Origin of the sequence: Jeotgalibacillus alimentarius (assembly GCF_000829445.1) — a bacterium.
In the GTDB taxonomy this organism is placed as follows: domain Bacteria; phylum Bacillota; class Bacilli; order Bacillales; family Jeotgalibacillaceae; genus Jeotgalibacillus; species Jeotgalibacillus alimentarius.
Window position 1 is genome coordinate 65,810 of record NZ_JXRQ01000005.1, and the last position, 14,191, is coordinate 80,000.

Annotated in this window: 14 protein-coding genes (1 of these 14 only partly in view); 9 read left to right on the forward strand and 5 right to left on the reverse strand. The window is 43.6% G+C overall.

Annotated elements, in window-relative coordinates; all coding sequences use genetic code 11:
- Nucleotides 1-148 precede the first annotated feature (148 nt).
- The 8 genes from KP77_RS17415 (at nucleotide 149) to KP77_RS00930 (ending at nucleotide 7,978) form a co-directional block, all read left to right on the forward strand.
- On the forward strand, nucleotides 149-1,561 hold the full coding sequence (locus tag KP77_RS17415; protein WP_052473891.1) for a vWA domain-containing protein: 1,413 nt from the start codon (nucleotides 149-151) through the stop codon (nucleotides 1,559-1,561).
- A 26-nt stretch (nucleotides 1,562-1,587) separates the two neighbouring features.
- Entirely contained in the window at nucleotides 1,588-2,997 is a 1,410-nt protein-coding gene (locus KP77_RS00900; RefSeq protein ID WP_052473892.1) for a VWA domain-containing protein, read from the forward strand.
- A gap of 79 nt (nucleotides 2,998-3,076) precedes the next feature.
- Nucleotides 3,077-3,472 (forward strand): TadE family protein, encoded by a 396-nt coding sequence (locus KP77_RS00905; RefSeq protein ID WP_041120867.1) that lies wholly within the window; start codon nucleotides 3,077-3,079, stop codon nucleotides 3,470-3,472.
- Nucleotides 3,472-4,143, forward strand: a complete 672-nt coding sequence (locus KP77_RS00910; RefSeq protein ID WP_041120868.1) for a pilus assembly protein TadG-related protein — start codon at nucleotides 3,472-3,474, stop codon at nucleotides 4,141-4,143. Before KP77_RS00905 ends, KP77_RS00910 begins: the two co-directional genes overlap by 1 nt.
- A 13-nt stretch (nucleotides 4,144-4,156) precedes the next feature.
- The gene (locus KP77_RS00915; RefSeq protein WP_041120869.1) at nucleotides 4,157-4,873 is read left to right on the forward strand and encodes a hypothetical protein; all 717 of its coding nucleotides are present in this window, start codon (nucleotides 4,157-4,159) and stop codon (nucleotides 4,871-4,873) included.
- A 29-nt stretch (nucleotides 4,874-4,902) separates the two neighbouring features.
- Nucleotides 4,903-6,288, forward strand: coding sequence for a hypothetical protein (locus KP77_RS00920; protein ID WP_041120870.1), 1,386 nt, complete (start codon nucleotides 4,903-4,905; stop codon nucleotides 6,286-6,288).
- A gap of 56 nt (nucleotides 6,289-6,344) precedes the next feature.
- Entirely contained in the window at nucleotides 6,345-7,136 is a 792-nt protein-coding gene (locus tag KP77_RS00925) for a hypothetical protein (RefSeq protein ID WP_041120871.1), read from the forward strand.
- 26 nt (nucleotides 7,137-7,162) lie between these two features.
- Nucleotides 7,163-7,978 carry a hypothetical protein gene (locus KP77_RS00930; protein ID WP_041120872.1) on the forward strand — a complete coding sequence of 272 codons (816 nt, stop codon included), beginning with the start codon at nucleotides 7,163-7,165 and terminating at the stop codon, nucleotides 7,976-7,978.
- An 845-nt stretch (nucleotides 7,979-8,823) separates the two neighbouring features.
- On the opposite strand, the gene gerD is transcribed toward KP77_RS00930, so the two are convergent.
- Nucleotides 8,824-9,477: a spore germination lipoprotein GerD gene (gene gerD / locus KP77_RS00935; protein WP_041120873.1), complete on the reverse strand. Its 654-nt coding sequence runs from the start codon at nucleotides 9,475-9,477 to the stop codon at nucleotides 8,824-8,826.
- Nucleotides 9,478-9,622: 145 nt separating this feature from the next.
- Here gerD and KP77_RS00940 point away from each other — a divergent pair, with 145 nt between their 5' ends.
- On the forward strand, nucleotides 9,623-10,288 hold the full coding sequence (locus KP77_RS00940; RefSeq protein WP_041120874.1) for a KinB-signaling pathway activation protein: 666 nt from the start codon (nucleotides 9,623-9,625) through the stop codon (nucleotides 10,286-10,288).
- A gap of 283 nt (nucleotides 10,289-10,571) precedes the next feature.
- On the opposite strand, the gene KP77_RS00945 is transcribed toward KP77_RS00940, so the two are convergent.
- The 4 genes from KP77_RS00945 to KP77_RS00960 all read right to left on the reverse strand — a co-directional run.
- Complete coding sequence (locus KP77_RS00945) at nucleotides 10,572-11,927, reverse strand: hypothetical protein (RefSeq protein ID WP_041120875.1); 1,356 nt, start codon at nucleotides 11,925-11,927, stop codon at nucleotides 10,572-10,574.
- Nucleotides 11,928-12,181: 254 nt separating this feature from the next.
- Nucleotides 12,182-12,901, reverse strand: a complete 720-nt coding sequence (locus KP77_RS00950; RefSeq protein ID WP_041120876.1) for an anti-sigma factor — start codon at nucleotides 12,899-12,901, stop codon at nucleotides 12,182-12,184.
- A complete protein-coding gene (locus KP77_RS00955; protein WP_041120877.1) occupies nucleotides 12,898-13,464 on the reverse strand; it encodes an RNA polymerase sigma factor in 567 nt (188 codons plus the stop codon). Before KP77_RS00955 ends, KP77_RS00950 begins: the two co-directional genes overlap by 4 nt.
- 148 nt (nucleotides 13,465-13,612) lie before the next feature.
- On the reverse strand, nucleotides 13,613-14,191 hold the 3' portion of the coding sequence (locus tag KP77_RS00960) for a polysaccharide deacetylase family protein (protein ID WP_041120878.1). Its footprint extends 138 nt past the window's final position; the window shows 579 of its 717 coding nt (coding positions 139-717); its start codon lies off the right edge, out of view — the gene reads right to left on this strand; it ends in the stop codon at nucleotides 13,613-13,615.

The following is a 14,191-nucleotide window of genomic DNA, read 5'->3' on the forward strand; positions in this document are numbered from 1 at the left end:
GTTACTTTTCCCTTTACTAAGTTTGAATGAAACAATTACTGGCTGTCCGGAAGACAGTCAGCAGGTTCTTGGCTATAAGGAGCAGAAAATTGAATAACTGTATTCTGATGAGGCTGAATAAGGGATTTTTAAGTTTGGAGGGACATCTATGAAAAAGCATATTCTATTTTTACCTATATCCCTCTCCTTCCTGTTAGTAGCCTGTCAAGAAGGTGAACAGGAAACAGAACAAGAGGAAGCAGCTGAACAACAAGAAGCTGGAGAAGCATCAGTATCTGAAGAAAATACCCAGGCAGAACAATCTGATGAAGAAGAGGGTAGTGATCTGGTCTCTGTTGTAGAAGCAATGAATCTTTATGAGCCGCCGTCCTCGCATGAAGATGTTATCAGGCAGCCTGCGGGAATGACAAATGGCATGGTCTCGGATTCGACTAATCCGGAAGTGCGCGAGAAAGTGATCGAAGCAATGAAAGAAATTCCTGCTTTACCAGAAGAGGCGACAGAGCAGGAGATGGATGCTTATTACCAATATTTGTACTCATTGGTTGCCTTTGATTTCCCGGATCCTAAAGATGTGATTGATCAAATGCAATTTCAGCTGTCAGGCACGCCTGAAGCTGATCCTAAGTATCAATTTAAAGAGAACTACAACATTGAAGTGATATTAGACGCGAGTGGTTCAATGGGTGCCATGGTAGGAAATAGCACAAGAATGGAGCAGGCAAAAGAAGAAATCAACTCATTTCTGGCAAAGGCTCCGGAAGAAGCAAGTGTTTCTCTTCGGGTATATGGGCATGAAGGTACGGGCGACGAGTCAGATAAAAAGATGTCATGTGAAGCAATTGAAGAAGTCTATGAGCGCGGAACATATGATGAGACAGCTTTTGGGGAAGCGCTGAATCAGTTTGAGCCTGCAGGATGGACCCCGGTTGCAGGAGCCCTTGAATCTGCAGCTGAAAGCTTTAAAGATCAGGACGGAGAACAAAACACCAATTTGATCTACCTGGTCAGTGATGGAATTGAAACTTGTGATGGTGATCCTGTTGCAGCAGCTGAATCCTTTGCTGAGAGTAATGTGTCTCCTATCATTAATGTAATCGGTTTTAATGCTGATTCAGAAACACAGACCCAGCTGAAAGAAGTAGCAGAATCTGCTGATGGTATTTTTACAAATGTAAATAACGCTGAAGAACTGGCTGAGGAATTTGATCAGACAGAAGAGATTCTTGCCAGATGGGAAGAGTGGAAGCGGAGTGCTGAGTACGATGTGAAGGAAGAAAATATTAATTCCGGTTGGGCGATTGACAATTTTTCAGTAACATTCTTTGATCAAAAAACCTATCAGAAAGTTTCACTGAGAGGAACGCTCAATGAATTGGAAGACCAGGGGATGATCACTAGAGATCAGAGGAAAGAACTCCAGTCGCGGACAAATGAAATTGCCGATCTGATAACAGAAACTCAAAATAAATATGAGGAAGATATGGAAGAAATCCGTGATATGGGGCTTGCTGAAATGGAAGAAAGAATTGAAGAGCTTTATCCAGATGAGGCGGAATAAGGCGAAGTAGATGAGGAGGGACATCAATGAAAAGACTTCATATGCTATTGCCGTTTTCCCTCGCTTTTCTATTGGTAGCATGCCAGGAACAGGAGCCGGAAGCCACACCACCGGAAGAGGAAACTGAGCAGCAGGAAAAACAAGAGTCAGACGTGTCTGCAGAAGAAAGTGAAGCTGTTGAAAGCGCTGAATCAAATGATCTGGTAGAGGCAGTGGAAGCAATGAATCTCCCTGATCCGCCTTCCTCTCCTGAAGAAGTCATAGAACAGCCTGAGGGGATCACAGGTGGAGTGATTTCAGATAATAAGGATGCTGACGTTCTTGAAAAGGTGATTGAAAGAATGGAAGAGATCCCTTCCCTGCCTGAAGAGGCGAGCAAAGAAGAGTTAGATGCTTATTATAAGTATCTATATTCGTTATTGGCATTTGATTTTCCGGATCCAAAGGGTGTAATTGATCAAATGCAATTTCAGTTATCAGGGTCACCTGATGCTGATCCGAAATATCAGTTTAAAGAAAACTATAATATCGAAATTATTCTGGATGCCAGTGGTTCAATGGGAGCTGCAGCAGGAAACGGGACCAGAATGGATCAGGCGAAAAAAGAGATTAATGAATTCCTATCAACAACGCCTGAAGAGGCCAATGTTTCTTTGCGTGTGTATGGTCATGAGGGAACAGGAGACGAAGCGGATAAAGCGATGTCCTGTGCAGCCATTGAAGAAGTGTATGAACGTGAAGCCTATAACGAATCAGCTTTTCAGGATGCACTGAATCAATTTGAACCCGCTGGCTGGACACCTGTTGCAGGAGCATTGGAATCGTCCATGGAAAGCTTTGCTGACTTGGATGGTGAGCAAAATACCAATTTGGTGTATCTGGTCAGTGATGGGATTGAAACATGTGACGGGGATCCGGTAGCGGCGGCAAAAGCATTTGCTAACAGTCATGTATCACCGATCATCAATGTCATTGGCTTCAATGCAGATGCTGAAACCCAAATGCAACTGAAAGAAGTGGCCGAGTCAGCAGAGGGAATTTTTACGAACGTGAATAATTCAGATGAGCTGGCAGCCGAGTTTGACCAAACTGAAGAGATTTTAGCACGCTGGAAAGAATGGAAACGGACAGCAGAACACGATGTACTCAAAGAGAGCTTAAATTCGCGCGGGGAAATCCTTAATTTTGCCGGAACATTCTTTGATCATAGAGTCATGCAGGAAGCTTCTTTAAGCAGAACACTTGATGAGATGGAAGAGCGTGACATGATCACATGGGATCAAAAAAACGATTTTAAATTGCGTTCTTATGATAAGAGTTCTTTAATCGTCACTGCACAAGAGAAATACGAAGAAGAGATGAATGAATTTCGAGACTTAGGTCTTGCTGAGATGGAACAGAAGATTGAAGAACTTTATCCTGACGAAGCGGAATAAAACGGGCAGCCCCCGTTTTCCCACTTGGTTTTACAAAGAGCAAGTGGGAAAGCGGCTTTGGAGGAAAGGAGGAAAGCAGATGGGAAAATGGCTAAAGGAACGGCTGGATGAGCGCGGGTCAATGACAATAGAATTTATCGGAATGGTCCCGCTGGTGTTTTTAACAATTATGATTGCCTGGCAATTCATTGCTGGTGCGCATGCGGTGATACTGGCTGAATCAGCTGCAAATGAAGCGGCTAAAGTGTACTCAGTAACAGCTGAAACATCGGAAGCATCAGCCGCAGCAGAAGAAATTGTGAATGCAGCCGGAGATCATGTGCGGTTCTCAGGTGCACCGATTACAGGAACAGACCAGTTTCAGGCAGCTGTATCAGTAGAAATCTCATTTGTTTTTCTCCCTGGTAAGTTCTTTCCAAATGGGAAGCCCTCCTTCTCCTATACGGCAGACACCTCAGGGAAGGTGATCAAGTGATGCGATACCTGAAGGAAGAGAGAGGTAACATCACAATCTTCGTTTTAGGACTGATGGTCATTTTAATTGCTTTAATCATGCTTGTGCTGAACTTCTCCAATGCACTAATCGCTAAAGAACAGGCAAACAGCGCAGCACAGCAGGCAAGTCTGGCAGCTACTGCAGTGCTGTATGAGCGGCTGGACGAAGTCATTGAAGAATATGAATCTGAAGTGGTCGGCATAGTAGATTCATATCCAAAAAGTATTGAAGAGAAGGTTGAAGAGCGGACTTCAGAGCTTTCATCAGGCGAAATGCGTGGTTACACACTGAATGAAATTCAAAATAAAGCGCTCGATCAGGTTATGGCAGAAGAACTGTCAAAAGGGCTTGGAGATGACCTGCTGCGTGAAAAAATTGAAGAAGAGTTAGAGTTCAGCTGGTCGCTTGATATGAGAGAAGCAGCTAAAAATGCAATCTTGGCAAATGGCGGGACGCTTGATGAAGCAGAAATTACCTTTTTTAATGATGGACAGATCGTGGTAAGTGCAGCGCATGATGTGGAAGTAACGCAGTATAACGACTGGTTCTCTGGAATTAATGAAAATATTAAAAGACAATCCGCAGGTCCGGAGCTTGCTTTTGTAAAAGAACTCGAAGGCTTTGATAACAGAAACTATTCATTACAGTGAGGAGAGGTGCTAAATGGATCAGCCAATCAGATCGGCATTTTCATTTTTCAGTAAAAAATATGAACGGATCCTGCTGATTATCTTGTTTGTGCAGCTTCCGCTCTTAATGGGTTACTTGTATTTTGCTAACTATATGTATTTGGCAGTGCCGCCGGTTAACAGCGTTTTTGGTATAGCGGATATTATGAATGGCTTTTTTATGATCAGTCTATTGATCTTTGCGCAAGTACCTTTCACCTATTTCTGGTACTACGAGGAAATTGGAAAAGAGAAGCCTGCGCGGCTTGCCTTTTTACAATCTGCCATCAGAGCTTTTCACTTCTATCTATTCAGTCTGGCTGCTGCTTTCCTGATCACAATTGGACTCGCTCTGTTCGTCATCCCGGGGATCATCCTGATGAGTATTTTCCTTAGTGCGTCTATCATCGCTGTCATTGATGAAAAATCAGTCTGGAAATCGATTAAAGACGCCTTTCGGATTTTCAAAAAGCATCATTGGAAAATCGTTCTGATCCTTTTTTCTTTTGGCATAAGTGAATTTATTTTATCCATTGTCATACAACAATTTGTTCTGAATATCACGACTTCTTATCTGGCAGTCGTGCTGAGTCATGTTTTTGTTAATACCGTTTTTCTACCGCTAATGTTTCTGACGCTTGCTTTTTGTACAGCGAAATGGAAAGACGGGCTTGGCCTGTACGAATTGGAAGAAAATGAGATGTTAACTTAAGAGAAATAAATGCTGAAAGGAGAAATTGGATGAAAGGAACAGTCCGGAAGATACCCGCTATCTTAATGATTTTATTTATTGTTACTCAATCGTTTTTCTATTCCTACAGCTTGGCTGTGACCCCATGGAATGGCAATACGTGGTCCGGCAATACATGGAGTGGAAACACCTGGTCCGGTCAAACTTGGGAAGGGAGTACCTGGGAAGGTCATAAATGGAAGGGTTCGAGTTTTGAAGAAACCAGTTGGACAAGTGAATCATGGGAGTTCTATTTTGATTTGGAGGGCGGCTATACATCAGAACCATTGCAAATTGATCGAGATGCCTGGCAAGGTCCGCCATGGAAAATTCCAGCATGGGCAATTTCTCCGGCTGGTTCAGGTGATCTGATAAGTGGTACCCCGGGAATGCCACCTGCAGGTTCCAGTACAAATCCATACATAGGTGGCACAATGAATGGACCAGTGATTAGTCAGAACCCATTGTTGAATCCCGCTCCATCAGCCGGTGGTGATCCATTATTCAGCAACCAGGGTCCTTATCTGCAGGATTCATTATTTCCTTACCTTCCGGTGAACCCCGGGACGATCACAAGTGCCACTGCAGATAGCCAGGGAGTGGATGAGAATGATCCGCCGACACTCGGTTATGAAGCGAATAAATACATTTTCAATGGCATTATAAAAGGAAATGTTGATCTCGTATCTTCTGTTTACCTAAAAGGAGATAATTTTCGTTTTAGTGACACAATGAATCTGCGTAAGGCGGCGGTAATGGGCGGATTGAAGCTTGGATTTAAGGATAACGGTCTTGTCAACTTTACGGATGATGCCCTCGCAGTCAAAGGTGCAATTGATCAAGGCAAACTGGCAATGAAGGCTTACCGTTCCGGTGATACGCTAACTGAAGCGGCTGCTTCACTGGCAAGAACAGGACAAGTTTTCGAACAAGGATCAAATGTGCTGCAATCAGCAACAAACCTTGGGGCTGTAACAAAGCTGAATGCTGTCTCCGGAGGAATTGGTGTTGTCTATGGTGTGGCAGATACGGTTCAGAAGTGGCAGGCATATGGTGATCTGTCTTCAACTGCAACATCAAGCGACAAAATCGCTGCAGGTGCTGAGGTTGGTTCGGCTGTAGGGGAGACACTTATGAACGCGGGGTTTGTGGCTGCTGCAATTCCGGGTGGGCAGACGGCTGCACCAATATTACTTGGAATAGGCGCAGGTGTTTTTATCGCTTCTAAAACAACAAAATATATTGCTTCAAATTGGAAGAGTATCACAAAAACAGTTGGGGACCTTTGGGATAACCCCGGTAAAACATCTAAAGAATTGCTGAGCAAAGCAGGCAGTGGTATTCAAAATACATTTGACAGCGGAGTGAAAACAGTAGCAGGATGGTTCGGCAAATAATCTGTATTCCTGTACAATAAAAAGATATGATCTATCCGAGTGAATGGAGGTTAAGTATGATACCTGTTCAGCAAACTGAAATTGAGATTGTCGAAAAAAAAGCAAAGAAGCATAAGAAGTTCCTTGAAAAAATTGAGGTAAATCGTAATCCTGTCGCAATTAATGGCAAGCACTACTATCAGGTAGTGTATATCAATCGTAGGGAAGAGGTAAAAGGTGGTGCCATTTTATCACCTAAAGAAGAGGTGGAAGCTGAGGTTCGTGAAATTCATTATACACTGACAATGTATAATGCCCTGATTGTATCTTTCTATACCGGCGGGGCGCCACGCGCAAAAGTATCGGATTCATTTTTTGCCCGACCGCTCAGAGTGATGGAGGAATCACCCTCTCCTTTACTAGAAGAAGGAAAGCAGAAAATTGAGCGTCTATATGAGCTGCATCTTGAACACAAAAGAGTGTATGAGGAAACCTTAGCAAAAATCCGCTCTACTTTTGTTGTGTCAGAAGACGATTTGCATGCATTGATGAAAACAGCAGCAGAGCTTGATCTGGTCTATTTTGAAATCCTTCTGATCATGACCCGGGATGTTCCTGTGATTGAGAACTGGATAGAGCAAATGAAGAAAAGCGGAGGCTGGAAACAGCTTGATCGCGAAACACAGAAGTTTTATGAGTACATGGTCAAAGATAAGCATAAGACGGAAAAGCACCTGGCGACGAAAACTGGGTTAGTTGGTGATACAAAGGAAGAGATGATAGCCAATAAGCTGAAGGCAAGCTGGAAGCATAATGATGAGATGGAAAAAGGGTACCGCAAAAAACTGCGCTGGCCGAAGCCCTGGTAAAAGGTACTGAGGTTGAAATCAAATGAATGATTAGCGATAGGGGGAATTCAATCCTGCCTATTCAAAAAGAAGAAACTTTACTTGTAGAGAAAAAAGCAAAAAAATATAAGAAGCTTTTTGAAAAGGTTGCAGTTAATCGCAACCCTGTAGCGATTAATGGTAAAAACTATTATCAAATCGTGTATATGAATCGCCAGGGTGAAACAAAGGGCGGTGCGATTATATCGCCTAAAGAAGAAGTGGAATCTGAGGTCCATGATATCCATTTCACACTCTCAGTTTATAACGCTCTCATTCTATCTTTTTATGATGGGGGGATTGAACGGGCGAATGTACCTGACAAATATTTTACGCTGCCATTAAGGATGATGGAGGAATCATCTTCTACGGAACTCGAAGAAGGAAAAGAGAAAATAGCCCGCCTATATGAACTTCACCTTGAACATAAACGAGTGTTTCAGGAAACATTAGCAAGGATGCGTTCTACTTTTGTCGTAACGGCATCTGACCTTAAATATGTAATGGAGACTGCAGCGGCCCTAGACTTAGTTCATTTTGAAATGCTGGAGATCATGACAAGAGATATCCCTGTTATCAAGGATTGGGTTGAGCGAATGAAATTGAGCGGCCTATGGAAACAACTCGACCGGGAAACGCAGCGATTTTATGAATATATGATTAAAGACATTCATGTAACTAAGAAAAATCTTTCAACTAAGCCGCCTTTAGTGGGTAGTACGAAAGAAGAGGTTATGGCTAACAAACTTAAGGTGAGCTGGGAGCACAATGAAAAAATGGAGAAGAACTACCGTAAGCGCCTGCGCTGGCCGAAGCCTTGGTAAGAGAGGTGAGTAAAATGACAATGATAGATACAGAAGCAAAAATAGTAGAGAAAAAAGCAAAGCAATATAAAAGATTGCTTGAGAAAATAGAAGTAAACCGCAACCCTGTAAGCATTAACGGCAGGCACTACTACGAAGTCATTTATACAAACCTTAAAGGCACAGTAACCGGGACTGCGATTCTATCGCCTGAGCAGGAAACGGAATCCGAAGCAAGAGAGGCCCATCCGATTCTCGCCAAATATAATGGTTTGGTCATCAATATACATGAAGCAACCGCCGAAAGAGCACGAGTTTCAGATGTGTTTTTCAAAGAACCTTTAATGTTGATGAAAGAGAACAAATCTCCAGCGCTTGAAGCAGGCAAAGAGAGAATAGAGCGCTTAGATACATTAGTAAAACAACATAAGGAGTATTTCAATCATACGATGGAAACATTTAGAGCGGCAGGTGTCATCTCTCAAAAAGAGGTTGATGATGCGATCAGGATGGCGATTAAAATGGATTTGATCCATGTAGAAGTGCTTCAGATCATGACGAGGGATTTGCCTGTATTAGAACGCTGGGTGAGAGAAATGAAAGCTGCCGGACTATGGGTCAGACTTGGCGTAAATGTCCAGACGTTCTACCGGGAGTTGCTCAAGGGAGAAAGAGAGAATATGGTGCTCCTCGCAACAAAAGATATCCCGAAAGCTCAGAAATGGGAGGATCAGATAGAAGAAATCTATCCAATCGGGAAAGAAAGGATAGAACGTAAAACAATTGGTTATAGAAAAGACTTACGATTCCCAAATCCATGGAGAAAAAGCACCTCTTACATTCAGGGGTGCTTTACAATAGACAAATCATTGCCCCATTCCGCCACCGCTCTCACTTTCACTACTGCCACTACTACCGCCGCTGCCGCCACCATCGCTTCCACCTTCGCCACCACCGTCTTCACTGCCTCCAGACTGCTGCTGCGCGCCTTCTTCACCCATTTCCTTCGCTGCATCAAGCAGCAGATCCTGCATTTCTTTTTTGACGAGTGGACTCTCCATCATTTCAAGCATCAGCTTTTTCGTTTCTTCCTTATAAGCCTGGCTGTTCAGGACAGACATCGTCTGCTCATGCATGGCGGGGTCCTGCATAATGGTCAGAATCATACTTTGGTATTCAGGGTCCTTCATTAAATCTTTTAACAGCTGTTCATGCTCGGTTTTCATACTTTTCGCAAGCGTTTCTGCAAACTCCGGGTCTGCGAACGTTTTTTTCCAGAAGTCCTGACCTTCTTTTGATAAAAGGGTGGTCTGGATTGATTCTTTAACAATCGGCTGGTCAATGACAAGTTCTTTTTTGATTTCTTCATCAGAAAGCAGTTCTTTCACTGCTTTTTTTCCATCATCGGTCTTTAGCAGGTCTGTCACCATCTGCTTCGTTTCCTCATAGCTAGTCTTTTCTTCCGCGCACCCGGTTAAAAGCAGCACCAGCGCAGAACCCACCATCAATTCCTTCTTCATCTCGACACCTCCCGTACAGGCATTTTTCATAGCTTTTGCGTAAAAGGCTGAAATATACACGTTCACATAGCAGTCATGGATTTTTCACATGACGACTGGTACAATCGAATGAGAATGTGTATTTACAGATGTGGAGGATATAGACGTGACCATACGAAATTGGATCCGTTTCTTTATGATGACACTGCTCGTCGGCGGGGTCACCACAGGGATCGTAGGCATAACAGTCCGCTGGAGTGAGTTATCCACTCAGTTCGCGGGTGAAGATAGTATAGAGATTTTATCAGTCATCGTTTGGATGATTGGAGTCGGAATGACATTCAGCGTGTTAAGTCAGATGGGGTACTTTGCCTACCTGACCATTCATCAGTTCGGACTCAGCATTTTCCGTTCATTAAAACTGTGGAACTGGGTGCAGATGGTGCTTGTTGCATTTGTGCTGTTTGACTTAGTATATTTCCGATTCGAGGCGTTTGCAGATGAGGGAGATTCGCTGGTGCCGTACTTCTCACTTGCAGCATTTTTACTCGTAGTCGGGGTGATTGTTTCACTTCTAAAGGCGAAGCAGGCGAAGAACAAGATGATTTTCCCGTCAACGCTATTCTTTATGGTCGTTGTCACAACACTTGAATGGCTGCCGGTACTGAGAAGTAATGAAAACTACTGGCTAATCACGATCATGTTCACACTGATCGCAACCAACGCTTATCAAATGCTTGCCTTACCTAAATATAATGAGCGTTCCAAAAAAGACCGTGAAGCACGACTGGCACGTAAAGCTGCCCGAGAACAAGAAGCGAAAGCGAAGTAAAAGCATGCCTGCGGGCGTGCTTTTTTTGTTAGGGGCGGGGGAGGCTTGAAAAAATAAAAGGTGATGGAATTACTTCCAGAGGTGAGTGAATCTTTGAAGGGTTGTCGTAATTGTACAGTCTGAAGCAGCCGCTGGGCGAATAATTCAAAAGCTGTACCGAAAAGCGCCAAAGATGATAGATATAATATGAAAGATGATCCAATTACCAACCCTGAAAACTCATTACTTTTAGAAATCAAAAAAAGAGCGGGCTGTATTAGCGCCGCTCTTCCTTCATTCGACATTATTTGTTATCAGATGCAAATTTTCTCACAGCAATTGCTGAACCACCAAGCATCACAAACAGTAGGGCGATCAGATATCCGATCGGAAAGCCGTTTTCATCCGCTGCTCCACCCATACCTGTGTTTGGCATTTCTTCAGGCATTTCATGGCCGAACTGCTCAGGGAACTGGTCTGTGATTGCTGCTGACAGTCCTGCAGCCGGCATTGTCATATGTGCCCAAGACTCACGAATTGAATTGTAGGCAGTATCATAGTCACCTGAAACGTAAGAGTCAAATGCAGTCAGTAATTGATCAACATGTGCTGTTAATCCTGTTTCAAGATCTGCAGCTGGCGTACGTCCTTCTGTTGCTGTATCTAAGAAGGCAGCCTGTTCAACGATATAACCGTCAAGCTCTGCTTTTGCAGCTTCCTGACCTTCAGTATCTCCTTCACCAGTTGCTACAATATAATCGACAAAATATCCAATATGTGAGTTCCAGATCTCAGAGAACTGAGCACCTGCATCTTCACCATAGACAGATGCGACAGCTGCTGACAGGTCATCGGCGTTAGCAGTCAAAGCACCAGCGGCCTGATCAAAGCTTTCCGCTCCGTCAGCGCCATCCTGCATAGCCATAGCCGCAAGACCTGCATGCTCAGTAAATACATAATTTAGTTGTGCGCGTAAGTCAATAGCCGGTGTATCAGGGTTTGTCCCTTCGAACTGATCCGGGAACTGGTCAGCGATTGCCACTGATAGCTGTTCAGCAAACATACTCATATGATGAATGGCTTCACGCTCACTTGTATAAGCCGTCTCAAAATCTCCTTCTGCATAAGCGTCAAATGCCATCAGTAATTGATCAATGTGCATTTGAAGTCCTTCTTCAAGCGCAGCAGCAGGGAGGCGGTCCTCAGTAGCAGTTGCAAAGAATGCAGCCTGCTCAACTTTATACTCTTCTAATTCAGCAAGTGCCTGGTCAATACCTTCCTGATTTCCTTCTGCTGTAGCCGTCACATAATCAACGAAATAACCAATATGAGAGTTCCAGATCTCAAGAAATGCAGCGCCATTTTCCTCGCCGTATACAGATGATACAGCAGCAGCAATGTCATCTGAATTAGCTGTCAGTGCAGCAGCGGCCTGATCAAAATCTTCAGCACCGTCAACGCCTTTACGCATTGCTTCAATTGCAAGAAACGCATGCTCAGTTAAAGCGGTATCCAGTGTAATACGCAGTTCAGCAGCTGGTGTGGCAGTGCCCATTTCCATGCCGGATTCTACTTTGCCGTGATCGTCTGCAAGTGCGGCCGTTGGCATTAGTAACATCATACTCATTGGTACAACTAACATACTCTTCTTCAGTTTCATGGTTAAATCTCTCCTTTGTGTTTTGTAATTTGATTTCAAACAGCTAACGAAGAGAGATCAATTTTGGATCACTTTTTTAAAAACTTTTTTAAAAATAATTGCACATTCTCTCAAGAATGTTGATGTAATAGGGTTTTCGAAAGGGGGAGGTTTTTAAAAAATCTCAAACGGGGAAGAACGCCTGTAGTCATTTGCTCATAAAAAAGCACCAGATGGTTTAAATAACCAACCTGGTGCTCCTCTTGCGTAAATAGTTAAATTTCTGAAGCTAAAACAATCTCACCCTGAGGCGTTTCACTATTTGCATCCGGTTCAAGTGAGACAGCTACTGTATCCCAGTCCCGTTCCGCATATTCTTCATTCAGCGTAAAGATCACAGAACCTCTTCCTTCATTATCAATAACAAAAGTTCCTGCGCGTTCCGGCTGGCCATCCTGCAGCAGCCAGACCTGGTACACTTCCTCCTGAGATAAGGCAGTCAGGTTAGAAGCCTGTACAACAAGACGCTTTTCACTGCCCTGTTCAATAATACTCGCGGTTCCGCTTGCATCTCCCGCACTTGGTGCAAGCTCAGCATACTGAAGCACCTGATCAATCGTCGCCTGCTCCACAATATCAGCATCATCTGAAAGTTGGGTAAATAAATACGCATTTCCAAACAGTGATACAGCAAGCAGCGCTGCAACAGATGGCATCATCCACTGTCTCTTCTTTTTAGCAGGGCGGAGAGGGGCAGCTTTAGCAGAATGAGGATGATCTTCAGCCTCAATCCGGGCAAAAACCCGATCTTCCAATCCTTCAGGCGGCTCAACCGGTTCGGCAGCATAAGGGAGCGTGTCTTCAAGTGAGTGAAGATCTGCAAGGATCTCCTGACAATCATCACACTCAGATAGATGCTTTTCAAAAGCTGCTTTTTCAATCTCATTTAAATGGCCATTATAGTAATCGAGCACGCGATCACACTGCTGAGTCATTCCTCATCTCCTCCTTTCCCTTTGAGACAAGCCTTCAGGTGTTTCAGTGCCAGACGGATTCGTCCCTTAATCGTCCCAAGCGGCGTATCGGTTTCCTTAGAGATCGCCTGCTGAGTATACCCGTGAAAATAAAACAGCTGCACAATATTCTGCTGTTCATCTTTCAGCGCACTGATACATTCCTGTATAGCTGAACCTTTCTCTTTCCATTCTAAAATATCCGCAGGGGTTTCCTCAGTCACCCGCAGCGTGTCTTTCTCAATATACTCAACCGTCTCATGGCGGTTTCGTTTGCGCAGTGCATCAAGACAAGTATTCCGGGTCATGGTTAACAGCCATGAAGAAAATTTCCCCTTAGACTCATCATAAGGTGCATGCTTCTTCCAAAGCTTAAGAAACACTTCCTGAATTGCCTCTTCAGCAACTTCCTGATCCTGCGTCATTTTATAAGAAAAAGAATAAATAAGCTTTTCATATTTCTGATACAGATGACGCAAAGCCTGAGCATCCTGCTCGTGCACAACTTTCTGATACAAATCAATATCCGGTAATTGCTGCGACATAGCATACTCCTTTAATATGACGTTTGTACGTTAAGCGTACTAGACCAACGCCATTAAAACAATTCTCTGCACAGCTAACGAAAAAGAACTTCATTTGGATCACTTTTTAGTTTAAAAAAGTTTGGTACCGGGTAAAAGGACTAGTTTGTTATTCCAGAAGTTTAATTTTACTATCTGAAGAAGCAAGCAATTCCAGTATAGAGACATATTTCACGTCAGAAGATGCAGAGAGCGCCTGCTCCCATTTTGCCCATCTCTCCTCCATCGCCTTCAGGTTATTGACTACATCCAGCGCAATCACAGCACCATCAACTTTTTGGTCGCCTCTTATAAGCATGTCATCATCTATCATGAAATCCACCACCAGCAATTCCTGCTCCCTCAATCTCTTCACAACCTCCACAGAAGGGAGGTCACCCTTTGTTCTATAATAACGGGGGTCCAGTTCATGCTCTTGAAAATAAGACGTTAATGAAGAAATATGATCGTCCATTTCTTTTTTAGTCATCTTGTCATAACGGGAAGGATGCAGATCATAAATACCAACATCAACATTCGCCTCCGCTATCATCTCTGCAAGATCAGGATGGCGGTCCACCCACGCGGGATCAAGAAAAAAAGCCACCTTTTCAATCTTTTTTTCCTCAAGTGTCTCAAGCAGCCACCTGACAGATTCATCACCAATCGTAATATTAAACGTCAATGCACTGCCGCTTTCACCTTTATA